Source organism: Mesorhizobium sp. M0522 (assembly GCF_040321085.1).
Taxonomy (GTDB): domain Bacteria; phylum Pseudomonadota; class Alphaproteobacteria; order Rhizobiales; family Rhizobiaceae; genus Mesorhizobium.
The window spans coordinates 19133-41458 of record NZ_JAMYQW010000008.1 but is presented as its reverse complement, the minus strand read 5'-3'; the positions used below and the strand labels follow the sequence as shown (position 1 = coordinate 41458).

Genomic DNA, 22326 nt, shown 5'->3' with positions numbered 1-22326 from the left:
CTTGCTACCTTTCATCCTTCTGGACCGTCTTCTTGGCATCGGGAACGCCGGCAAGAAGCCGGAATTCCTTCAATCCCGACGGGGCGAGATCTTCCATCAGTTCAACAAAATCCATATGCACCATCCGGCGTACACGGCGGGCGAGGTGCGGAATCGGACTGGACGGTTCGGTGCGGTCATAAAAGGCGACCACGAGGTCCAGGCATTTCACCACGTCGTCGCGCGAAGTAATCCGGTCGGGAAGTGCGGTGCTCGAGTCAGCGTAGCTAGCCACACTTGCCATAGTATCGGCTCCATGACCGTTTCGGGCAGGCATTACCGGTTCTGCAGGCGAAGCGGACGGGTTTACTGGGCCATTTGCCATCGCGCCGGCAGCCGAGTTGCGCTCGAGGATTGTTAGCAAACGCTGCAGGAACCGTTTCAATTCCGGGATAGTGGTGCCGCCGCTGCCCTCAAGGTGAGCGTTGAGGGCTGTCTCGACGGCTTCCAGTGCCGCGACCGCTGCCCGCGCATTGGTAATGAGCGAATGCATTTCCTCATTGGCTTGGTCCGCCTGTGCCGCGCACCCGGCACGGACCCGGTTCAACAGTTGTCCGTGCGCACTGACAAGCGCTGCTTTTTCGGCCGCATTCAACCCTGACGCTGCTTCTTGCAGCATGACACGATCGTCGAGCGCAGCTTGTTCCAGGTCGCGTCCGCTGATCGGCCCGATCGAGCGTGGCGCAAAGAAAGTCATTTGCCGCAGGTTGGCCAGCAGCCCGTCCTGACCATTTTGAACGTCGAGCAGCGCGTTGATGCGGCGCAAGGCCGCTTCGCGAGGCGGCGTGTTGGGCCGCAGCGACGGGTGCATGGTTTCCCAATGCTGGTCGAATGTCCGCCCAATAAGCGTCAGACCCTGCGCCAACCCGGCCAGTCCCTGCTCGTTGGCCAGTGCGCGTGTGACAATGACAATCAGGCGCAGGTCGCGGCCACGCGCGCGCAATTCCTCGGCCTTGGTGAGTACTGCTGGCCAGTCGACGGGAATGGTGCTTTGCGAGACTGGCTTGTTGTTGCCATCATGGACAACCTTGACCTGAGGCTCTGTCAGGCGCTCCAGTTCATGAAACATCGGATCGTTGCGCAAATCTTCGCCGGACGGATTTTCACCGTCGAGCGGAGCAAGCCAGAGTGCGATATCTATCACACCGATCCCCCAGTGACTGGCCCTGAGGCCATGCCTGCCCTTACGTTATCACACGGCTGCACCTCACCACAATTCAGCGATCGCTGAAAAATTAACGAAAGCTAACTTAGCCGACTCTTGAGTGCTGAAATCGCTGGCGTAACTGCCGAACTCAGCATCTGAAAGCCATCGCATCGGGCCTGCCGGTCGCGTGGTTGTTTGTAGTCGGTGAGGCGAGACCTTTCACAAATGGCAGGACCCGGCGAAATCGGGCACCAAAGCCTTCGTTCATCACCGACTTTGTCAAGCGGCTGCTTATGTGGCAGGTTATCAACTTGCAGAATGCAGGAGCACGTTCGATGGAACAGCGCCGGTCATCGCAGAGCTTCAAGCGCAAGGAACTGGTCGGCAAGCTCAATCCTGTAGGCTTGCGGGCCTTCAAGGCTGCGGCAGACAGCGCCAAGCTGCGCGGCAACCCCTACGTCGAACTCGTCCACTTCATCGAACAACTTGTGCTCTCCGACCGCTCGGATGTGCAGATGATGATCGCCGATGCGGGAGTGGATGCGAGCCGGCTCGCGGCCGATATGACGCGCGCGGTGGACAAGCTGCCTTATGGCGCAACTTCGATCGAAGAGTTTTCCGACCATATCTTCCACGCCATCCAGGAGGCCTGGAATCTGGCAACACTGGAATTCGGACTGGAGGAGGTCCGCAGCGCACATGTTCTGCTTGCTTGCCTGAAGACACCGGTGCTGGAAGGCCTGCTGTCGAAGATCAGCGGCGAGTTCGACAAGATCGACGCCGACGCCGTCGTGGCGCGCTTCGCCGATGTCACGGAGGGCTCACTCGAAGCCGGCGCTGCGCCAACGGTCACCGCGACAGAGGCGCCGCGGCGGGCTCCGGGCGGGGATTCGGCACTGGCCAAATACGCCACCGACCTGACCCAGCGCGCCCGCGATGGAAAGATCGACCCGGTCGTCGGCCGCGATCCGGAGATCAGGCAGATTGTCGACATATTGATGCGACGCCGGCAGAACAATCCGATCCTGACCGGCGAGGCGGGCGTCGGCAAGACTGCAGTCGTGGAGGGTTTTGCTCTGCGCATCGCCAAAGGCGATGTGCCGCCCCCACTGCAGGGAGTGAGCGTGCGCATGCTCGACGTCGGATTGATGCAGGCAGGCGCTAGCGTAAAGGGTGAATTCGAAAAACGGCTGAAGGCCGTAATCGACGAAGTCCAATCCTCTGAAGCGCCGGTCATCCTCTTCATCGATGAGGCCCACACCCTGATCGGCGCCGGTGGTGCTGCCGGAACCGGCGACGCTGCCAATCTGCTCAAGCCGGCGCTGGCACGCGGCGAGCTTCGCACGATAGCGGCCACGACCTGGGCGGAATACAAGCAGCACATCGAGAAAGACCCGGCACTGACCCGCCGCTTCCAGGTGGTAAAGATCGACGAGCCTTCGGAACCGGTAGCCATCCTCATGTTGCGCGGCGTGGCCGGCGTCCTCGAACAGCACCACAAGGTTCAGATATTGGATGAGGCGATCGACGCGGCGGTCGGCCTGTCACATCGCTACATCCCGGCGCGGCAGCTGCCGGACAAGGCGGTCAGCCTTCTCGACACAGCCTGCGCGCGTGTCGCGGTATCGCAGCACGCCACGCCGGCCGAGGTCGAGGACATCATGCGCCGCCGCCAGGCGCTGGAGGTCGAGCGCGGCATTATCGGCCGCGAGGCTGCAATCGGCATCGAAGTGGCCGAGCGACAGGCACGAGTCGAGGCCGGGCTTGCCGAGACCGAACGCACGCTCGCAGCCGCGCAGCAGCGCTGGGAGCGCGAAAAGGCGCTGGTGGCCGAGATACTCGAATTGCGTGCCAGGCTCCGCGGCGACGGCGTCCCGCTCGATGCCGTGGAAGGGCAGGAGGCCGCCACGGAGACAGAGAGCGGGGAGGTGCCGGAGACCGAACTGTCCAATGCCGGGACGAAGGTTCCGGCGGCAGGTGGTCCTCCGCCTCCCGATCCGGCTGCCGATCTCGCTCGGCTGCGCGAACTGATGAGCGAACTGGCCGAGGCGCAAGGCGAAACACCGCTGATCCTGCCATCGGCCGACCGCAACGCCGTGGCGGCCGTGGTTCAGGACTGGACGGGCATCCCGACGGGGCGGATGCTGTCGAGTCAGACGGAGAAGGCGCTGCGGCTCGCGGTCACTCTGTCCGAGCGCGTTGTCGGACAGGATCACGCCATGGAGATGATCGCCAAGCGCGTGCAGACCAGCCGCGCCGGTCTCGGCGCTCCGGAAAAGCCAGTGGGTGTATTCCTGCTTTGCGGCCCCTCGGGCGTCGGCAAGACCGAAACCGCTTTGGCACTGGCCGAAACGCTTTACGGCGGAGAGCAGAACCTGATCTCGATCAACATGTCCGAATTCCAGGAGGCGCATACGGTCTCTACCTTGAAGGGCGCGCCGCCCGGATATGTCGGCTATGGCAAAGGCGGAATTCTCACCGAGGCGGTACGGCGCAAGCCCTATTCGGTGATCCTGCTCGACGAAGTCGAGAAGGCGCATCCGGACGTGCACGAAATCTTCTTCCAGGTCTTCGATAAAGGGATGATGGACGACAGTGAAGGTCGACGGATCGATTTCAAGAACACGCTGATCCTTCTCACGTCGAATGTCGGCTCCGAAGTCATCATGGACCGGACAAGGAATGGCGCGGTACGGGCAGGGCTCGACGAACTGGACACTGCGTTACGCAGCCCGTTGCTGAAGGTCTTCCCAGCGGCCTTTCTCGGCCGGGTGGTGACCATCCCTTACTTTCCGCTTTCCGATTCGATGATCGAAGCGATCACCCGTCATCAATTTGCTAGGATTGCTCGCCGGCTGCGTGCAACCAACGACGCGGAATTGGTAATCGGCGACGGTGTCATGGATCTGGTCAAGACCCGCTGCACGGAAATTGAATCGGGCGGCAGGATGATTGACGCAATTCTGACCAACACGCTCCTCCCGGAGTTGAGCCGCGGCGTGCTGAACCGGTCGCTCGCTGGTGAAAAGATGACAAAGGTCACGGTTGGCGCCTCAGGCCAAGGGTTTACCTATTCCTTCGAATAGGAGCGCGAATATTATGGCGGCTCCTTCCTCAGCTGTGGCGTTAATCGCTCGTGCGGCAGCAGGCCAACACCAGCCATCTTTGCTGGCAAGCGAAGTGGGTCTAAATGAAGTCGGTCTAAATAATGCCGCGAAGGGATCCGATATGGCCGATCCACAGCTCTCAGTCCGTAGGGGCAAGGCGCGTGATCTTGCGCGCCGGCTGGCTCGCCGTGAAAACCGCACGATTACGGATGTGGTCGAGCGCGCGCTCGAATTCTACGACCTCCGCGAGGCCGGTCGTGAGCCTGCTTCGGCCTTCTATCGGCGTCTTTCAGCGCAATCTGGTACAGACATTCATCTTGAAGCAGTGATTCATGAGACCGGATCAGCCCGCTGAACGGCTGGAGCAAGGTTGCCCGACCGGCGCAGGCGTTTCGCAAACCGCATCTCTGACTGAAGAAGCTGCTCTGGCTTGCCGAGACATTATACGTGCAGAGTTTGAAGCCTCTGGAACGCCGGTAAGCAGGGCAGGGGCTGTTCTTCCCTTTTGCATGGCTGGGCCTCAGTCCGGCAATATTCCTCGTCATCTCGGCCGGATCGTGGCTCCTAGGCGAGAAATTCCCAATGCACCTGGTGGCGCGCTCATCAACGCCGGCGCCAGCGCGAAAGCCGATTTTCATCGTCAATCCTTTGAGCTGACCCGCCTCGGTGATCACGCCAAGCGCTCCTTGCAGCTTCACCGCAGGGCGCCGCGGCCGACGCTGCCCTTTTTTCAAGAAACCAATTAGGCTCGCTGGGCTTGCGAGACAGCGAAAGGTTGCCTGATCTGAAACAGATACCCGACGTGAAACAATTGAGACTGCTCGGCGTCCTCGCAGCGGCGGTGATCGGTCTATATGTCTGCTATCTGCTGGCGTGGCCTTTTTTGCCGGCACTGACCTGGGCGCTCGTCCTGGCAATCATCCTGGCTCCGGCTCATCGATGGGTTGAGAGACGGGTCGGAAATCGAAACCTGGCCGCATTGATATCTGTAAGCGTTGCTGCGATTGCCGTCGGCCTGCCGCTGGTACTCGTCGCCCAACAGCTCGTTCGCGAAGCGGTAAACGGAGCCAATTATTTGGAGGAGGTCGTCCGTGGTTGGGACGCAGACGGCTTCATGTCTGACTATCCCACCCTTTCGACCATTGCCCAATGGATTGAGAACCAATTCGATCCGGCCGGTTCGGTCGCCGCATTCGTACAATGGCTGACGGGACAAAGCACATCGCTGTTGCGTGGGTCCATCTATCAGGTCGCGATGTTCGGCCTGACATTTTATCTGCTGTTCTATTTTCTGCGGGATCGCCAACACGGCCTGCAAGCCGTCGCGGGGCTTTCGCCCCTGCGCGCTCCCGAGACAGCGCACATCTTGTCCCGCTTTGCAGAGACCGTTCATGCGACACTGCTCGGCACCGTGTTCGTCGCCGCCGTCCAGGGAACATTAGGTGGCCTGATGTTCTGGTGGCTCGGTCTGCCCACGCCGGTATTTTGGGGCCTTGTCATGGGACTTCTTGCCATCGTGCCTGTGCTCGGGGCATTCGTGATCTGGGTGCCCGCGGCGGTCTATCTCGCTCTGGAGGGGGCTTGGGCCAGCGCGGCGATATTGACCGTCTGGGGCGGCGTCATTGTCGGTGGCATCGACAATCTGCTCTATCCGATGCTTGTCGGGAACAGGTTGCGCCTCCACACCGTGGTGGCCTTTATCGGCTCGGTCGGCGGCATTGTCTTGTTCGGAGCATCCGGCCTTGTTCTCGGCCCCGCGGTGATCGCCATCACCGTAAGCCTCATTGATGTGCTGAAGAATCGATTGACAGACCCGCCCAAGGCGACGCCGGCGCGCCCTGCTGAGCTACCGCATCAGTCCGGGACGGATTGAAGACGAAGACAAGATCAAGCGCGCGGAAAGGGCGCTGGCCTTCGAGTGGTAGCACGAAACCTGAACAACCTCTGGGCAGACATTTTAATCACGGCAAGCAAATCAGCCAGGCTGCTGGATCGCGGCGAGCTTCCAGTCCCCGCCGTTCTGGCGCATGAAGGTCCACAGTTCGGTCGTCTCCGTCGGCTGATCGGCCTGGCCCTCAACGATCTTGCCGCTTATGCGATCGCGGGTCACGTCGCGAGATTCATATCGCAAAGCAGCCGTCGCGAAGTTGCGGTCACCCTCCCGCCAACTTTCCGCAATATCGGCCTCCAGCAGGCCCACATCCGATACCTCGTTCCTGAGGCCCTTTTTGGCGTTATCGGCAAGTTCCTCGAACAGATAGGAGACCATTTCTGGCGTTGCCAACCGGCGCAAGGCGGCATGGTCCTCGCGCCCGAATGCTTCCTGAACTTCCGTCAGCCGTTGCTGGAACGTGTCGAGGTCGGTTTTGGTGAGTGTGATCTCATCGGAAGCGGTGGCTTGGCTCGTTCCGCCAAATCCTGACCCGATGCCTGGAATAGGGAAAGCTGTGGCGTTGCTCGGCTCGGGTCGGGCTGCTGCGTTTCGCCCAAAACTCCCTGTGCCCCCCGAGGCACGAGCCGTAGTGGGCGCTGGATTGTACGCCGATTGCGAGCGGAAAAAGCGGATGGCCAGCATGATCACGCCGCCGATCAGCAGTACTTGAAGCAGAAGACCCAACATGCCGGCCAAGCCGCCGAAACCATGGCCCAAAAGAACGCCGATCAAACCACCGAGAAGCAGCCCCCGCATCATCGGCCCGCTGAGGCCGTTGAAGACGCCTGGGCGCTGGAATGCCTGCGGCTGGCGGGCCGTATTGTTGGTTGCGGTATTGGGCGTCATCGAACGCTCGACCGGTGCGGCCGGCTGTGGTGCCGTTCTGGTCGGCGGGATCGACTGGAAAGTGCGCGTGCCGCGGCTGCCAAAGCTGCCGCCTCGGCGCGCATCGGCATGATCCACAGCGACCATGAAAAACGCCAGCAACAACCCTACGAGCAAAACTGCAAACCGTCCCGAACGCGAAATCAACATAGGCAAATCCTTACGACACTCTTCCGCTCATATGGGGTGCGCCGATCGAAATATCACTGACCGGCACCTTGCACTTCAACGGGCGACATGCTGCCTATGCTCAGGCGCGTTTTTCGCCGGGCGAGGCTTGCGCCTTGGCGCGCGATACTCTCGACACGCAGGACCTAGTCGAAGTCGGCCGCGACCACCGGCCCCAGATTGACCGTCAGCGTCCCGTCTTCAAGGCGATCCGTGGCGATGGTCTTCCGGCAGATGACGCGATGCGTATCGGCGCTAATAGGTAGTGAGTGTATCCGTTCTGCGCAGGCACTGCAGATGTCGCGCGGCCCAGCTTGGCACCATTCAGGTGCGAGACAATTCCTCGCCCCGACCCGTCTGCGCTACGGCTTTTCCGCAAGGATCGCCTCAGCGGTTTTCTCGTCGGTGATCAGCACATCGACCACTCCCAGACGCAACACGGCGCGCAGGACCGGAACCTTGTCGAGGCCGCCGGAGGGCAGGATCACAGTGTCGACGTCGCGCAGATGTTCGGGGGCGAGGCCGATGACACGGCTGTTTAGCGGGTGATCGACGAGTTGTCCGTCGGCGCCGATCCAGTGGCCGCAAATATCGCCGACCGCCCCGGCTTCGCGGAGCGATCTGAGATCATCGTCTCCTACCAGTCCGATCCGAAAGATGGTGGCGTCCTTGTGCACCGCGCCCACCGAAACGAAAGCGGCGTCAACGTCGCGGGCATGGGTGAAGGCGTCTTCCAGAATGGACTGGCGCATAAGCAGATCGCGCGTGGCCTCCGTATCCGTGAACACCGGTGCCGCGATGTAGAAGCATTCCGCATCGAAAAGCGCCGCGAGCCGCGACGCGATTTCATAGATGTTGATCGCCGATCCACGCGTGAGCCCGCCGAGCAGGGAAACGACCGACATCCCTCTGACGGGGCGTACGGTCACTGACCGCAGACTAAGCTGGAGCGTCCGTCCCCATCCCACGCCCACCGATATGCCGTCACGGATTCTATGCGACAGGGCTTCACCGGCAGCGGCTGCGATGACCTGTGGCACCAGGGCAGGATCAGGCGGTGTCGGAACCACGATTGGGTCGGAAACGCCATAGGCGTCCCGCAGCCGGTTCTCCAGCTCGATGCAGTTCGCCACCTTGGAATTGATGCGAATCTGAACGATCCCCCGCTGACGGGCATGCGCCAGCATCCGGTTGACGCGAAGGCGTGTCAGGCCAAGAGACTTGGCGATTTGCGCCTGGGTGAGGTCACCGACATAAGCAAGCCAGGCGGCGCGCACGAGCAGCCCTTCCTCGCGATCGGACGTGACGGAACTCGTTACGGCATGGCGGCCGTCGCGTTTCTTTCGTGCTGGTTTCTCCATCAGATCATCCTGTCCACTCCGCGGCAGCGGGTCCAGAGCGGGCTCGGCGGAGCCATGTGCTCATGGATATGAGGCATCAATCGAGTTTCCCGGCTCCGCTAGCCTCGATGATAGCGGTCGAAGGACAAAACCAGCGGAGCATCATGGCAAATTGCGTCGATGATGGCAGTCGTCAGCGGCAGGCGATCGTGGGGAAGTACACCCCGGGCCATCATATTCTTCAAAGTCGGACCAAGGTCCAGCGCCAGTTGCGCGCCCTCGACCGTGTCCGAACTCATATGTTCGCGCTTCGCCACGGAATAAGGCAGGCCGCGGCCGAGCAGGCGCCCCATGCGACCGTTACGGCCCGCCTGGCAGGTCACATAAAGATCGCCGGAGCCGGCCAGCCCCAGCACTGTTTCGACCTTTCCACCCAGAGCTTCGACCAGAATCGCCATCTCTGCGAGGGACTGCGAGAAAAGTGACGAGGCCAGGTTGTGCATGAGTGCGCCGTTGGGCGCCTTGCCGTCGCGCTCGAGCAGCCCGACGGGAGCACCAACGGCGAGTGTGTAGAAATTCTTGAAAGCGGCGCAGATCTCGACGCCGACGAGATCGGATGACGATCGCGTATGATAGAAGGGCGCGCGCAGAATGCGGGACGCCGCGGCGACCTGGTCGGGATCGTGCCCGGCCACGATCACAGAGGTGTCGCGCTGTGCCGCCAGTTCGCCGGCAATGCACGGTCCGCCGACGGCCATCACAGGGACCGAGAAGCCAGTGCGTTGCTCGATCTCGCGGGCAAGCAGATGTGGCAGGATTTCCACGCCTTCGTCGCTTGCTGCAAGTCCTTTCGTAATCATCAGTATCGGCACGGGCGACTTGATGCTTTCTGCAATGCGGTCGATCGCCCAAGGAATGCCGGCCGACGAGACGCCGAGTACAAGCAGATCGGGTCCATCGTTCATCGCCGCCCCGAATTCGGTCCAGGAACAGGCGGTTACCACATCAGGCAGAGTGATGTTGAGGCGTGGGTGATGACTTGTGCTGGCCACCGAGCCGACGATCTCCTCATCGAGATGGGTCCCGACAAGAGTGATGCGGTTACCAGCGTGAGCGGCCGGAAGCGTCATGGCAGAGCCCATGACGCCGGCGCCGAGGGTGATGATCCGCGCCATTCAACTTCTTCCCTTGTCCAGCCGCTCGCCGCTACCTTGGTCGAACAGGTGGATTCGCTCAGGCGCCGGCTCCAGATGGATCACAGCTCCAGGAGAGAGCTCCATGCGGTCATGCAGCACCGAGCAGATCGCGGTGTTGCCCATGCCGGCAAAGATGTGAATTTCGGGGCCAGTCGGCTCGACAACCGTAATCCTCGCCGGAATGCCGCGCCCGTCGGCCACTGGTCGAAGATGTTCGGGGCGAATGCCGTAGATCACCTTTTGGCCGGGCCGGACCGCAGCCCCTGGCGGGAGCGGGAGGGATAGCTCGTCGGTCCGCACCACCCAGGCGTCGCGCTCGGAAGCCACCTCGCCATGGAACATGTTCATTGCGGGCGAGCCGATGAAAGAGGCGACGAAGAGGTTTGCCGGGCGATCGTAGACATCGAGCGGGCGCCCGATCTGCTCGATATGGCCGTCGCGCATGATGACGATGACATCGGCCATGGTCATGGCCTCGATCTGGTCATGCGTGACATAGACGGTGGTGGTCTTCAGCCGCTGGTGGAGTTCCTTGATTTCGGTGCGCATCTGCACCCGCAGCTTGGCATCGAGATTGGACAGCGGTTCGTCGAACAGGAACACAGTTGGGTCCCGCACGATGGCGCGGCCCATGGCGACGCGCTGCCGCTGACCGCCCGAAAGCTGGCGAGGGTACCGTTCCAGATAGGGGGTCAGATTGAGGATCGCCGCCGCCCATCCGACCTTCTGTTTGATTTCTTCGGTTGGGCGTTTCTTCAACTGCATGGAAAAGGCCATGTTGTCGAAGACGGTCATGTGCGCATAAAGCGCGTAATTCTGGAAGACCATCGCAATATTGCGGTCTTTGGGATGGAGCGTGTTGACGACCCTGTCGCCTATGGCGATATCACCGGATGTGATGGGCTCGAGACCGGCTATCATGCGTAACAGCGTGGACTTGCCGCAGCCGGACGGCCCCAACAGAACGACGAACTGGCCATCCTCGATCGAGAGATCGAGTCCATCGATAATCGAGAGAGCGCCATAGTCCTTCTTTATGTTGCTGATGGTGACGGACGCCATAAATTGCTACCCTTCGATTGCCCTTGCCGGTTGGATCGCATTTTCGCTATGCGAGCTATTGGCGATCGGATGCGCTCTCACCATTCGCTCTCCAGAAACTCTTCCAAGAGTCCCGCATCGGCGGCCAGATTGATGAAGGACCATCGACCGCGGATTTCCCGCGAATAGTGAATGGCGTCGTGCCAAAGCGCTCGCGGCAGGCCTAGTTCCGCGCCGGTGACCGGCCCTCCCGCAGCCTTGAGTGCTGCCTCCATGCGGGCGACCGGCATTGCCATGGGCCGAACCTCCTGGCGCAGCGCCGGCCAGATTTCCGCAAGCCTGCGGTTGAAGATTTCCGTCTGGCTGGCGTCGAGTGCCGTCTTCTTCGTCTCGGCAATGCAAAGTGGTCCAAGCTGCGCGCCATAGCGGGCCAGCATCGCCGCTTCGTCGATGGCGGTCGGCTTCACCTGCGGCGGCTCTTTCATGTCCAGCAGCCGCGCTTGCAGACGCGCCATGACCAGCGAGGCAACCCCAACCTGCTGACCATGCGTGGTGCCGGGATGACGCTCTCCCGCGAACATGTCGACCCAATGGGAAATCTGGTGCTCTCCCATGGACCCGGGATGGGAAACGCCGGCAAAGCACACGCCCATCGAGCACAGCGTCAGGACGCGCTGGAGATGCCCGACAGCGGTGACGTCATGCCTGGCAAGGCCAGGCGCATGGGCCAGCATCGGCTCCTCATCGCCCGCCTGCAGCAGGTAGGGCACCTCAGAATAGTAAGTGTCGAACAGCCGATGCGAAGCCCACCAGTCGATCTGGGCCGTGGAGCGGCAGAGGCTGTCGCCAAGCCCGGCGGCGCTGAGCCAGGCGGGCGCTGCGGCCGACACGCCAAGGTCCAGGAAGATGCCCCGCGGAGCATGCGAGGGCAGCGAGATCTTGAGCCCGGAGGCCAAGGTCACCGACGCTGTCGAGGCGCCGTAGCCATTCATCGAGGCGGCCGTACCGAAGACGGCATAGGGCCGCTCGTCGAGAAAGGTTGCATGCTTGCAGCCGTCGTTGAGGACGCCCGACCCGACGGCCACGACCCCGTCGGCGTGACGCGTCTTCTCCCTGACCATCTGGATCATTGCCTCATCGCAGTCGAGGCCGTCAGGCAGCACGATTTCATCGATGTCGGCGATGGCACGCAGCGCCTTCGCGACGCGCGTGCCCATCACATCGACGGTGTTGATATCCGACACAACAGCGATGCGGCTGCCTAGCGCCAGGGGCGCAACGAGATCCGCCTCGCGGCCCTCCGTCGTCTCCAGCAGTTCGATCGTCTGGAACGGCAGGTCCGCTGCCGCGCCGGTCTTGGGATCTGTCCAGCGTCCCGCGACAACGTCCTCGATCAAGGCGTTCCAGTTGGTCGTTTCAGCCATGATCGGCCTCCATGAAGGCCGCGAGGCGCTGGTTCCAGGCTGAAAGCGTTGGCCAAAGATCGGCATGGATCGCAAGAAGTTCGGCGTAGAGCGCGGCCCGTTTCGTGTCCGGTTCGAAGGTTTTGGCCGGCTCGCTGGCCATTGCGAGCGACGCTTCGGCGATGGTGGAAAACCAGCCCACCCCCTTTGCCGCCGCCATCGCCGCCCCAAGCGAGGAGGCTTCGACGGTCGTCGAACGCTTTATGGGACGATTGAGTGCATCCGCCAGAATTTGCATCCACAGGTCGGACTTCGCTCCTCCGCCGATCGCTATGAACTGGTCGATGGTCTGGGCGGCAGCCGCAGCCGCCCGCTGACTTGTCGCGGCCTGATGCAGCGCTATGCCTTCCAGCACGGCGCGATAGATGTCGCCGCGGCGGCTCGAGCCCGAAAGCCCGGCAATCACACCACGGGCCGCACTATCCCAGTGTGGGTCCATGACGCCCTGCCAGTAGGGCAGGAGCATTATGCCGCCTGCGCCGATCGGGCTGGTAGCGGCTTCGGCCTCGAGCGCCTCCAGGGCATCATTTGCGCCATGCAGATCGACGCCAAGCATCTCGCGCGCCATCCAGTCGACAAGAAAAGTGCCGGCGCGAAGGCACGTCTCGTAGATATAGCCATCATCGGCGACCGCCGTTTCGGTGCGGAAGGCCTGGTCGTGGACGTAGTCCGTGCCGAAGCTGCCGGAGACGACCGCCGTGCCGAGGTTGATGTAAGCGCATCGCGGCTGCAACACACCCGCGCCCGTGCCGGCGCATTGACCATCGCCGCCGCCGGCGACGATCGGCGTGCCCTCGCGCAGGCCCGTCGAAATGGCCGCTTCCGAAGTCAGTTGACCCAGAACGGTGCCGGGCCGCGCCAGATCCGGCATCATGCGCCGGGCGACGCCCGCTGCCTCCAGTATATCGTTCGACCAGTCCACAGCGCGCATATCGAGTATGCCCATCGGGTCCGCGGATGCGGTGGACGTCACCCACCGGCCGCTCAAGCGAAAGACCAGATAGCCGTGGACTTCGGCCATCCGCTCCACCCGGGCAAAAATCTCGGGCTCTTGCTCGCGGAACCAGATCATGCGGTAAAGGCAAGGAATGACGTCCAGCGGCTTGCCGGATATTGCGTGGACGCGTGCCGCGCCGAAGCTCTCGCCGAAGCGGCGTGCCTTCCGCCGGGCGCGCTCATCGAGCCAGAGCGTCGCGGGCCCGACCGCTTCGCCTTGCTCGTCGAAAAGTCCGAAGCTTTCGCGCTGGTTGGCAATCGCAAGGGCGGCAATGCGTGCCGGCGAAACCGTTGACGTCACGGCGCGCAGCGCTGCGACCGTCGAGGTCCACCACTCGGCCGGATCCTGCTCGAAATAGCCCGAACGCGGGTTGGACATTGCAAGCGGTGCACGACCTTCGGCCACGGCCAGACCATTGCGGTCCCAGGCGATCGCCTTGGTTGCCGAGGTCGAGGAATCAATGCCGATGACGAGATCAGGAACCATTGCCGCCACATTACCAAACGGCGAGGGCGGCCGAAGCCGCCTTCGCCCAAATCACCGACTAGCCGCTAAAGACCGGCGTCCTTGACTTTGCCGTCGACAATGCCGGCAATGGCATCCAGGCATGCCTTGGCATCGCCGCCATAGTCTTGGCCCGTAAGCAACTTGCCGAGCTCAACCGGAATGTCGTTGTTCGACAGATCCGCCCAGATCGGCATGTCCGGCTCAGATCCCATCTGATTGTCGATAGTGTATTTGATCGCGTCGAAATGGCGTGTCGTTCCGGGGCCGACAACGGCCTTCGCCTTGACCCGAGGATCTGTAAAAGAGGAATTGCGCATCGGCGAGGCGCCGCCGCCGAGCGTCGATACCCGCGCCATCACATCCTTCGAGCAGACCCACTGCATGAACAGCCATGCTGCTTCCTTGTTCTTGGAATATTGCGACAGCGAAATCGTCGAGCCACCTTGGTGACCAACGGCCGGGATTTCGTTGAAGCCGCAATCGGCGGCGGCGCGACGGCCAGGAACCTCCTTGGGCGCGGGCAGGGCCTCGAACAGGCCTTTGACCTTGGAATCGTTCGCGTCGAAGCCGGGGAAATCTTCGCCCCAGGTGATTGCCATAGCGGCCTGACCCTGTGTCAGTGCCTGTCCCTGCCCGTCCCAGGTCCAAGTCGTCGCGGAGGGCGGCGAGTTCTTGACCAGCTCCTGATAGAATTGCAGCCCGGCCACGCCGCGCTCGTCATTGCCGACAAACTTCTTGTCTTTGTTGAAGATCGAACCGCCATGGCCCCACAATGCGAAGGTCCAGTCGCATTCCAGCGAATAATGGCCGGACTTCGCCTGGCATGCTGTGCCGAAGATGCCGTTGCTTTTTTCTGCCTCTGTGAGCGCCTGCACGGCCTTGAGGTAGGCGTCGAGGTCTGTCGGCAGCGCAATGTTGTGTTTGTCGAAAAGATCCTTGCGGTACATCAGGATGAAGATCGGAATATCGAATGGAATTCCGCACTGTTTGCCGTTGTACATGGCGATGCCGTCGACCAGCGGCTTGGAGAAATCGTCCCAGTCGAAGTTGGGCATCGCCAGTTCTTTGTTCTGGTCATAATACTCGCGTGGATCGACGACATCCTGGGCAAATGTCGCCATCCAGGACTGGTCGAGATAGTAGACGTCGTAGGTGCCAAGTTGGCCCTGTACGTCTTGCGTCGCCTTGGCGAGAACCTGCTCCAGCGGCACGATCTCGACTTCCACCTCAATGCCGGTTGCCTTGGTGAATTCACCCGCGACAAGCTGGTTGGCAACGATCGTTGGCGGCGTCGCTTCCGAAGTGTAGCGGATTTTGGTGCCGGCATATGGTTTGCCGACGTCGGCCAGCCACTTCAGCATATCGGCGTCCTGGGCGCGGGCTTCTTCAACCCCGAGGCCCAGCATCCCCCGACTGGTGCGGCCACCACCTAGCATGGCTGATCCGAAGGCGGAAAAGCCGACACCAGCGAGCGCCATCTTCCTCATGAAGTCGCGTTTGCTTATTCGGCGCGCCGTAAAGTCATTGCAGGTATCGGCGACGAATGTCTTCTTGTCGTGTTCACTGAAGCTCATGATCGTTCCTCCATTGCGTTTTTGTCGTCGTTCTTCTCGTCTGCGCCTCACTCTTTCAGCGATCCGAGGGTGAGGCCGCGGACCAGATGTCGTTGAACCAGCAGGATAAAGATGAAGCTGGGTATGATCGCGGACGTGCCGAGCGCTGTGATGTAGCCCCACTCGGTCGCGGTCGAGGTGACAAAGGTCGAGATCTTCACCGGCACAGTGCGGATCGACGTTGTCAGGAACAGTGAGAGCAGGAACTCGGTCCACGAAAAGATGAAACACAGCACGGCCGTCGCAGCGATGCCGCCCTTGACCATGGGAAGGACGACGCGTCGAAACGTCTGCCAGCGCGTCGCGCCGTCAATCAGCGCCGCCTCATCAATCTCGCGCGGAACATCGTCGAAGAACGACTTCAAAAGCAAAACCGCCAGCGGCAGGTTAATCAAACTGTGAACGAGGATGAGCCCCGTATAAGTATCGCGCAAGCCGAGATCGCGGAACATGAAAACGATCGGAATGACGATCGCGATTGGCGGCATGAAGCGTTGCGAGAGAATCCAGAACAGGAAGGACTGCTGGCCGCTGAACTGCATTCGCGACAGGCAATAGGCGGCCAGCGTTGCCAGCAGCAGCGTCAGCGCCGTCGATCCGACGGCTATGATGGCGCTATCGAGCAACGACTGACGGGAATCATAGGAACTGGCGCCACCCTTGATGACCCCGGCCGCCTCGCCGCCCTGTTCCATGCCGATGTCGACGCGCGAAACGCCAAGCAACGTCACACGGTAATTGTCCGGCGTTGGCGTGAAACCGGTGTAGACCGGTCCGCTGCGGTCGAAGATCGCCGAATAGGGTTTGATGGACGACAGGGCCCACCACGCGATCGGGAACATAAAGATCGCCACCACCAGGACGGCGAGGACATCACGGCCGATCGTTTGGGCGCGCGACGACTCCATCAGAACCTCACCTTGAACAGCCTGACGAACAGGTTCGACACGACGATCAAGACGACGAGCACGATCAGCGACAGGGTCGCGGCATAGGGAAAGTCTCCGGTGAAGTAGATACGGCCAGCGTAGAATGAAAGCGTCTCGGTGGCCGTGCCAGGCCCGCCGGCGGTGATGATGTAGACGTAGTCGTAGATGCGAAAGAGATCGACGCCGCGGATCAGCACCGCGACCGCTATCACCTTGCGCAGCATCGGCAATGTGAGGCGCAAGAACGTCTGGATGCCGTTGGCACCGTCGATCGCGGCGGCTTCGAAAGGTTCCTTCGGCAGCGCCCTGAGCCCTGCCAGGATGATGAGCACCATGAACGGCGTCCACTGCCATATGTCTGCCAGCAGGATCGCCGCCAATGCGGTTCCGGGCTGCGTCAGGATCGGCTGTGCCGGCGAGATCAGGTCGAGGGCATAGAGGTAGAACGACAGGACACCGAAAGAACCGTCCTGCATCAGCAGGAACATCATTCCGGTCACCGCCGGCGGCACCACCAGCGGCAGTGTCATCAGCGCCCGCAGCACCCCGTAACCTTTGCGATCGGTGTCAAGCAGAAGCGCGATGAGGATGCCGAGCGCAAGCTGAACCGCAAGCGCGACGAAGGTGTAGATCAGCGTGGTTTCCAGCGAATGCCACATACGCGCATCCGAGAAGGCGCGCGTCCATTGGTGGAGCCCGGCGAAGTCAAGCTGACGGGAAACGACATTGCGTTTGTGAAACGACAGCCAGACTGAATAGGCGAGGGGATAGATGCCGAAAACGAGAAGCATCACCGTGATCGGCGCGAGCCAGGGAAAAGGATGCTCGGCCGTCATGAACCGGGGTAGGGCCCACCTGGAAGTCGGCCGCGTGAGGATAGCGCTGCTCACGTGCAAATCTCCGCTCGGTCACAGAGACGCATCGGCCTTCTCCCTATCGGCCAGATTGTGCCAACTTGAACTTTTGTAAGTTTGTTGTGCCTTTTGTTAAGAACGTGTCGGACGGCCGCCGATTTGTCAAGTGTCGGGTCCGTCAGCGCTCAAGGGATTTGCTCGTGGTAGATCCCGTCATCGCCGGGTATGAAGTTGTTTTTGGAGGGATCGCCGCCGGTAAATGCGGTGGACCAGCATCAAAAGCACTCAGGGCCGCCGCCAACTTTGGCAGCCCAACGAAAGCTACGGAAAGCATCGAGGAGATCGGGAGGACAGCCCGGGGGCTTTTGGAACTCCCCTTAATCCGGCAACAGGATCTGAAGCTTTACGTCCGCGGGCCGGGCTTCGACTGCGCGGTCGAAAGCGGTGATGGAATCTTCGAAGGGGAAGGTCGCCGAAATGAGTGGCTTTAGGTCGACCCGGCCCGACCCCATCAGCGCGATTGCCCGCTCATATTGGTGGGCATATCGGAACACAGTCTCGATGCGGACTTCCTTGGTCGAGGCGGTGGCAATGTCGAGCGCTACAGGCGCCACCGGCAGGCCGACCACCACCACCGCGCCGCCGGGCCGCGGCAGATCGAGCAGGCTCTCCCATGCCTTGGACGAGCCCGAGCATTCGAAAACGACATCGGCGCCCCAGCCATCGGTCAGGAGCTTTACCTCCGCCGCCAGGTTCTTGTCGCGGATGTTGACCGGGATCACGCCTTGATAGCCGCTGGCGATGTCGAGCTTGGGTTGGGCGAAATCTGCAACAATGGCGCGGGCGCACCCGCCGGCGAGTGCCGCGATCGCCACCATCGTCCCGATCGGCCCGGCGCCAATCACCACCGCCGTGTCACCAGGCGCGATCTTTGCTTTGGCAGCCGCCTGCATGCCGACAGCGAAGGGCTCCACCATGGCGCCTTCGGCGAAGCTGACATCGTCGGGCAGTTTGAATGTGTAGTTGGCGGGGTGGACGACATAGGGCGTCAACACACCGTGGATCGGCGGCGTTGCCCAGAATCTGACAGCTGGGTCAATGTTGTAGAGACCGAGCCGGCTCGCCCGCGAATTGGGATCGGGAATACCCGGCTCCATGCAGACGCGGTCGCCGACCTTCAGATGCTCGACGCCTTCCCCTGTTTCGACGACGGTGCCGGCGGCTTCGTGGCCCAAGACCATCGGCGCTTCGACCACGAACGGGCCGATGCGGCCATGCGTGTAGTAGTGCACGTCCGAGCCGCAGATGCCCACCGTATGGATCTTGATGCGAACTTCGCCCGCGCCGACGGTCTGTGGCAGATCGATCCCACGCAGCTTGAGTTCGTGCTGGCGTTCAAGGACAAGGGCGCGAACGTTCGTCATCGACGTAGTCTCCTCTAAAGCCGACTTTTCGAGGCCTCCGCGACCTTGCTTGCATTCGGCACGTTCATCATAGCCGCTCATTCACGGCTTCAAAATCCAGTTCGGAAACGGGTGTTGCAAGATTCCGACTATCCGTACCAACTTCCCGGCCAAGGGACTTTGAAGGCCGACCATGCCGCTGCCGAATTGCGTTTGGATCATTCAGGGTGCTCTGAGGTATCAAGTGATAGATTCGGCATCAGGATAGGAACCAGTGTTTAGAGGGCGACGTGCACACTCGCTGCAGACAAAGTTCTCCCTTCTTTCGGTTCTGTTTTGTCGAAGAGGCAACAGGGCATGCTGTGACGCGATGTTCGAGAAATTGTCGCCCGGCTTCGGCTGCCCGGGCGACAGAGCACCTGACAGGGCGCCGTAGCACGACGAAAGAGGGTCTTTTTACTGGGTGTGCGAGATGCTTCTGAGTGCTTCGGCAAAGCACAGGGTGGCCGAACCCGTCGCGGTCCGACGGCGAAGGCTCCGCGTTAGGCGATGTAGGTGCTGCGTCGATCATGGCTCCACCAGTTGCTGGATTGCGTGCATCGGTAGGACGAGCCGGAGGTAGTCCGGCAGCCGCACGAAGCCGTTTCCCTCATAGAAGGCAGCGGCGCGCTCGCTGATGGCATCCACCACCAGCATCGAGGAACCGACTGTGGCCGCGCTCGCATAGGCGCGCCGCACGGCGTCGGCGAGAAGCATCGCACCCAGGCGTTCGCCCTGACGGGCTTCCGAGACCGCCAGCCGTCCGATCAGCGTGGCGCTGACCAGCGGATAGCGCGGGATGTGCTTGCGCGCGGCGGCCGGCACGTCGCCCTGTGCAAGGCTGGTTGCGCAAAGCGTATAATAGCCCAGCACGACATCCGGTTTATCAGGCTCCACTAGAATGAAGACCCCATTCGCCTTGCGCCGCACATCTTGGCTTGCCTGCGTCCGGAGATAACGGTCGAGTCTGTCGACGCCGCAGGCAAAGCCGTCCCGGTCGTGATGCGACGCGAGCGCCTCGATCTTCAAATCTGGCCGAGACGCCGCCATGCTCAGGACGCGACCCGGCGCTTGTGCTCGGCCAAGGCGCGGACCAGCCGCTCACTCGGCTCTGGCGGATTGACCAGCGCGTCGAAGAATGCCGCGCGGTCGCGATCGGACAGCACCAACGTCTCATGCTCGGCGATCGTGCGGCGCGCGGTGTCAGTGAGCGCAGTGACGCAGAAGTCGCTGACTTTGCGTCGTGACAGATGCGCTGCCCGCTCGATAAGATCCTTAGTCTCTTCATCCAACCGGAATCCGAGGCGTTCGACGCGGTTGGGCGTCTCTCGTTCGATCTGGGGCTGTTTGCGCGCCATTGGGATCACTCCTGTCGTGGTCTATGTTTCGCAGACAATGTACGTCACATAGACGAACAAATCAAACCGATTTCTGCCCTTCATCCACGCGCTGGTGGTCGAACATCAGCTTCGCCCGCTGTTCGGCTTCTACTGGGTGCTGACGGTCCAGGCAGGCAGGCTCTTCGACAGCCCGCTTCTTCTATCCCTGTTGTGGTTTACGCTCGGCCAGCAAGAGTGTTCAATGCGTAACGTGTGTATCGTCGTTCGCCAGTTCTAATCAGTGCACCCTTGGCAACGAGGTCCTGCAAATCTCTTGTCGCTGACGCGCGAGATGCCTGAGTGATGGCGATGTAATTCTCGGCGCTGAGACCGCCCTTGAAACCATCTATACCTTCGCGGAACATCCGGGTGATGGCCTTTTCCTGTCGCTCGTTGAAGTGACCGTGGTAGCGTTCGTAAAACTTGGCCTTGGCGACGGAGAATTCGACACGGGCAAGCGTTACGCGCTGCGCCTCAAGGATCGTTTTAGCGAAGTAGAGCAGCCAATCCGTAATCGCGTTGCTCTTGTTGCTGGCCTCGAGATTGTCGTAGTAGGCCTTGCGGTGGCGTTCAATCGTGTACGCCAAAGCGATGAGACTGGGCTCACCCAGCCTTTGCGCCAACGCCTTTTCGCAGAGGGCACGCCCTATGCGCCCGTTGCCATCCTCGAACGGGTGAATGCTCTCGAAATAAAGGTGCGCGATTCCGGCACGCGTCAACGCCGGAATCGGTGTCTTGCCTTTGGGCGCGGTTACGTTGAACCAAGCCGCGAAGGCGTCCATTTCGGTCTTCACCCGGGCCGACGGGGGCGCTTCGAAATGCACTTTGGGCTTATCCAGCCTATTGGAAACGATTTGCATAGCATCGGCATGCTGGCGGTAGCTGCCGATGGTCCCGATACCCCGCTCACCCGACATCGCCATCTTGTGCCAAGCGTAGAGGGTGCGGTGCGAGAGTGTATCGGCGAAATGCAAGTAAACATCGGCCATCATTTCAGCGATGCCGCGCTCGGCCGGCGGAATGTGCCTGATCTCGCTTCCCAGGCCAAGTTGCTGGCGTAAGGATGATTGCAGACTCTCGCGGTTGAGGTATTCCCCTTCAATCGCGGATGTCTTCAAGGCCTCTTCGCTGATAAGGTCGATGCGGATCTGGTCGCGATCGTTGGCACCCACATGACGAAAGACGCCCAGGAACTCGCCCGATCGCAACAGGAACTCGCTTTCCAGCGGTTCCAATACCTTCTTATCGTAGGTAAAATGCGGCCAGTCAGCCTGCTCCCAATTCCATACCATGAGTTATAGAGCACCTTTCTATAACTCATGATGCCACGACAGGTGAGCTATAGCAATCCTCGCTATGCCTCAGGGTCTTCTCGGATACGTCAACAATTGGCGAACGTGTTCGGGGTTCGAGTTGTAGACCGCTATATCGCAAGACCCACTGTTGAGGAGGCGTTCTTGCGGTCGCGCCAATCTGTTTGATTGCAGTTCGAGCTGATCGATCAACCCCCGGGCGGCACCGCAGATTTTCCTGATTGCGCCGGAGTTGATCCAACCCAGGTCGGCTCTGAAAGGGCCGCTGGACACGTTGAAGGACATAGCTTGAGGCGCCCCGAGAACCGGTCTTTGCACAGCTCCCCTCACGCAGGTATCAAGGGCCGACACGTGTAGCGTCATTATGGAAATCAGCGGCGGTTCGTACCTCACAGGCGTGCGCGGCTTTGCCTGTTCAAGATGTGGGCACGGCTCGGATCTGAACCGGTAGGCTGGAGCACGGAGCCGGCCCCGACGGGCCCTCGGGCTGGGCTCCGGGAACTGTCCTGTCCCTTGGCACTGGAACCCTGATTTCGGGCCAGTCCAACTGGCGGTTGCTAGACGTATAGCAACTCATGCGCCTAAGTTTGCCTACGGCCCGCGCGCACCTGGCAAGCCCGCCCACCCTAGTCCCCCGTTTGGTGCAACAGCGCCCGTCCCGCCCCGCCGCACCTAACCGTGCGGCGGGCTTTTTTTCACGCGGTGGAACACCGGCGCGCAGGGAAGTTCGGGGCATGCCGCATACCCTTCGCCTCACAGTATTGCTGCCGGATCGCTTGCCCTGATCGGCCCACGTCGTCGATCGACAAAGGTTCATTATGGAGCGACAACGCTCGCTAGGGCTTCCCGATGATGGGAGTCATGCTCGGTCCTTTCTCGGCAGGGAGCGGGCAACAAGCCGAAGGCGTTCATAAAGAGTCCAGAACTGCTCGTGCTGAGTTCGGCGATCGTCATAGTTATATGTTTAAGATTC

18 protein-coding genes are annotated in these 22326 nt (G+C 61.2%); 4 read left to right on the top strand and 14 right to left on the bottom strand.

From position 1 onward, the window contains the following. Positions 1–4 precede the first annotated feature (4 nt). Positions 5–1183 (bottom strand): type VI secretion system protein TssA, encoded by a 1179-nt coding sequence (gene tssA / locus NKI58_RS12210; RefSeq protein ID WP_352592751.1) that lies wholly within the window; start codon positions 1181–1183, stop codon positions 5–7. Between the two features lie 338 nt (positions 1184–1521). Between tssA and tssH the strand changes: the two genes are divergently transcribed. The 4 genes from tssH to NKI58_RS12190 all read left to right on the top strand — a co-directional run bounded on the left by tssH (position 1522) and on the right by NKI58_RS12190 (position 6166). Then, the gene (gene tssH, locus NKI58_RS12205; RefSeq protein ID WP_352592748.1) at positions 1522–4272 is read left to right on the top strand and encodes a type VI secretion system ATPase TssH; all 2751 of its coding nucleotides are present in this window, start codon (positions 1522–1524) and stop codon (positions 4270–4272) included. 142 nt (positions 4273–4414) lie between these two features. Next, positions 4415–4648, top strand: coding sequence for a type II toxin-antitoxin system VapB family antitoxin (locus NKI58_RS12200; RefSeq protein ID WP_352592963.1), 234 nt, complete (start codon positions 4415–4417; stop codon positions 4646–4648). Then, positions 4626–5039: a hypothetical protein gene (locus NKI58_RS12195; protein WP_352853237.1), complete on the top strand. Its 414-nt coding sequence runs from the start codon at positions 4626–4628 to the stop codon at positions 5037–5039. Before NKI58_RS12200 ends, NKI58_RS12195 begins: the two co-directional genes overlap by 23 nt. A gap of 29 nt (positions 5040–5068) precedes the next feature. Continuing rightward, positions 5069–6166, top strand: coding sequence for an AI-2E family transporter (locus NKI58_RS12190; protein WP_352592742.1), 1098 nt, complete (start codon positions 5069–5071; stop codon positions 6164–6166). A 102-nt stretch (positions 6167–6268) separates the two neighbouring features. Here NKI58_RS12190 and NKI58_RS12185 read toward each other — a convergent pair whose 3' ends face one another. The 13 genes from NKI58_RS12185 to NKI58_RS12125 form a co-directional block, all read right to left on the bottom strand. Beyond that, a complete protein-coding gene (locus NKI58_RS12185; protein ID WP_352786606.1) occupies positions 6269–7258 on the bottom strand; it encodes a TIM44-like domain-containing protein in 990 nt (329 codons plus the stop codon). A 383-nt stretch (positions 7259–7641) separates the two neighbouring features. Then, a complete protein-coding gene (locus NKI58_RS12180; RefSeq protein WP_352592739.1) occupies positions 7642–8556 on the bottom strand; it encodes a sugar-binding transcriptional regulator in 915 nt (304 codons plus the stop codon). 182 nt (positions 8557–8738) lie between these two features. After that, positions 8739–9794 carry a hypothetical protein gene (locus tag NKI58_RS12175; RefSeq protein ID WP_352592736.1) on the bottom strand — a complete coding sequence of 352 codons (1056 nt, stop codon included), beginning with the start codon at positions 9792–9794 and terminating at the stop codon, positions 8739–8741. After that, positions 9795–10877 carry an ABC transporter ATP-binding protein gene (locus NKI58_RS12170; protein ID WP_352786529.1) on the bottom strand — a complete coding sequence of 361 codons (1083 nt, stop codon included), beginning with the start codon at positions 10875–10877 and terminating at the stop codon, positions 9795–9797. It abuts the gene before it with no gap. 77 nt (positions 10878–10954) lie between these two features. Then, positions 10955–12280, bottom strand: a complete 1326-nt coding sequence (locus NKI58_RS12165; protein WP_352592730.1) for an iron-containing alcohol dehydrogenase — start codon at positions 12278–12280, stop codon at positions 10955–10957. Beyond that, positions 12273–13802 (bottom strand): xylulokinase, encoded by a 1530-nt coding sequence (locus NKI58_RS12160; RefSeq protein ID WP_352592727.1) that lies wholly within the window; start codon positions 13800–13802, stop codon positions 12273–12275. Before NKI58_RS12160 ends, NKI58_RS12165 begins: the two co-directional genes overlap by 8 nt. Before the next feature lie 65 nt (positions 13803–13867). Beyond that, complete coding sequence (locus NKI58_RS12155) at positions 13868–15397, bottom strand: ABC transporter substrate-binding protein (RefSeq protein WP_352592724.1); 1530 nt, start codon at positions 15395–15397, stop codon at positions 13868–13870. Between the two features lie 47 nt (positions 15398–15444). Continuing rightward, the gene (locus tag NKI58_RS12150) at positions 15445–16344 is read right to left on the bottom strand and encodes a carbohydrate ABC transporter permease (protein WP_352592721.1); all 900 of its coding nucleotides are present in this window, start codon (positions 16342–16344) and stop codon (positions 15445–15447) included. Further along, entirely contained in the window at positions 16344–17255 is a 912-nt protein-coding gene (locus NKI58_RS12145; RefSeq protein ID WP_292655834.1) for a carbohydrate ABC transporter permease, read from the bottom strand. The genes NKI58_RS12150 and NKI58_RS12145 overlap by 1 nt, the downstream gene beginning before the upstream one ends. A 341-nt stretch (positions 17256–17596) precedes the next feature. Continuing rightward, positions 17597–18643, bottom strand: a complete 1047-nt coding sequence (locus NKI58_RS12140; RefSeq protein ID WP_352592718.1) for an NAD(P)-dependent alcohol dehydrogenase — start codon at positions 18641–18643, stop codon at positions 17597–17599. 546 nt (positions 18644–19189) lie between these two features. Next, a complete protein-coding gene (locus NKI58_RS12135; protein ID WP_352827007.1) occupies positions 19190–19690 on the bottom strand; it encodes a GNAT family N-acetyltransferase in 501 nt (166 codons plus the stop codon). A gap of 23 nt (positions 19691–19713) precedes the next feature. Beyond that, positions 19714–20019 carry a type II toxin-antitoxin system TacA family antitoxin gene (locus tag NKI58_RS12130; RefSeq protein ID WP_352592712.1) on the bottom strand — a complete coding sequence of 102 codons (306 nt, stop codon included), beginning with the start codon at positions 20017–20019 and terminating at the stop codon, positions 19714–19716. A 197-nt stretch (positions 20020–20216) separates the two neighbouring features. Then, entirely contained in the window at positions 20217–21332 is a 1116-nt protein-coding gene (locus NKI58_RS12125; protein WP_352592709.1) for a Fic family protein, read from the bottom strand. Between the last annotated feature and the right edge of the window lie 994 nt (positions 21333–22326).

Excerpts from the sequence above, each read along its gene's own strand:
- NKI58_RS12130 (WP_352592712.1), bottom strand. The coding sequence starts at position 20,019 with ATGGCGCGCAAACAGCCCCAGATCGAACGAGAGACGCCCAACCGCGTC.
- NKI58_RS12160 (WP_352592727.1), bottom strand. The coding sequence starts at position 13,802 with ATGGTTCCTGATCTCGTCATCGGCATTGATTCCTCGACCTCGGCAACC.
- NKI58_RS12200 (WP_352592963.1), top strand. The coding sequence starts at position 4,415 with ATGGCCGATCCACAGCTCTCAGTCCGTAGGGGCAAGGCGCGTGATCTT.
- NKI58_RS12165 (WP_352592730.1), bottom strand. The coding sequence starts at position 12,280 with ATGGCTGAAACGACCAACTGGAACGCCTTGATCGAGGACGTTGTCGCG.
- NKI58_RS12155 (WP_352592724.1), bottom strand. The coding sequence starts at position 15,397 with ATGAGCTTCAGTGAACACGACAAGAAGACATTCGTCGCCGATACCTGC.
- NKI58_RS12195 (WP_352853237.1), top strand. The coding sequence starts at position 4,626 with ATGAGACCGGATCAGCCCGCTGAACGGCTGGAGCAAGGTTGCCCGACC.
- NKI58_RS12175 (WP_352592736.1), bottom strand. The coding sequence starts at position 9,794 with ATGGCGCGGATCATCACCCTCGGCGCCGGCGTCATGGGCTCTGCCATG.
- NKI58_RS12170 (WP_352786529.1), bottom strand. The coding sequence starts at position 10,877 with ATGGCGTCCGTCACCATCAGCAACATAAAGAAGGACTATGGCGCTCTC.
- tssH (WP_352592748.1), top strand. The coding sequence starts at position 1,522 with ATGGAACAGCGCCGGTCATCGCAGAGCTTCAAGCGCAAGGAACTGGTC.
- NKI58_RS12125 (WP_352592709.1), bottom strand. The coding sequence starts at position 21,332 with ATGGTATGGAATTGGGAGCAGGCTGACTGGCCGCATTTTACCTACGAT.
- NKI58_RS12150 (WP_352592721.1), bottom strand. The coding sequence starts at position 16,344 with ATGGAGTCGTCGCGCGCCCAAACGATCGGCCGTGATGTCCTCGCCGTC.
- NKI58_RS12140 (WP_352592718.1), bottom strand. The coding sequence starts at position 18,643 with ATGACGAACGTTCGCGCCCTTGTCCTTGAACGCCAGCACGAACTCAAG.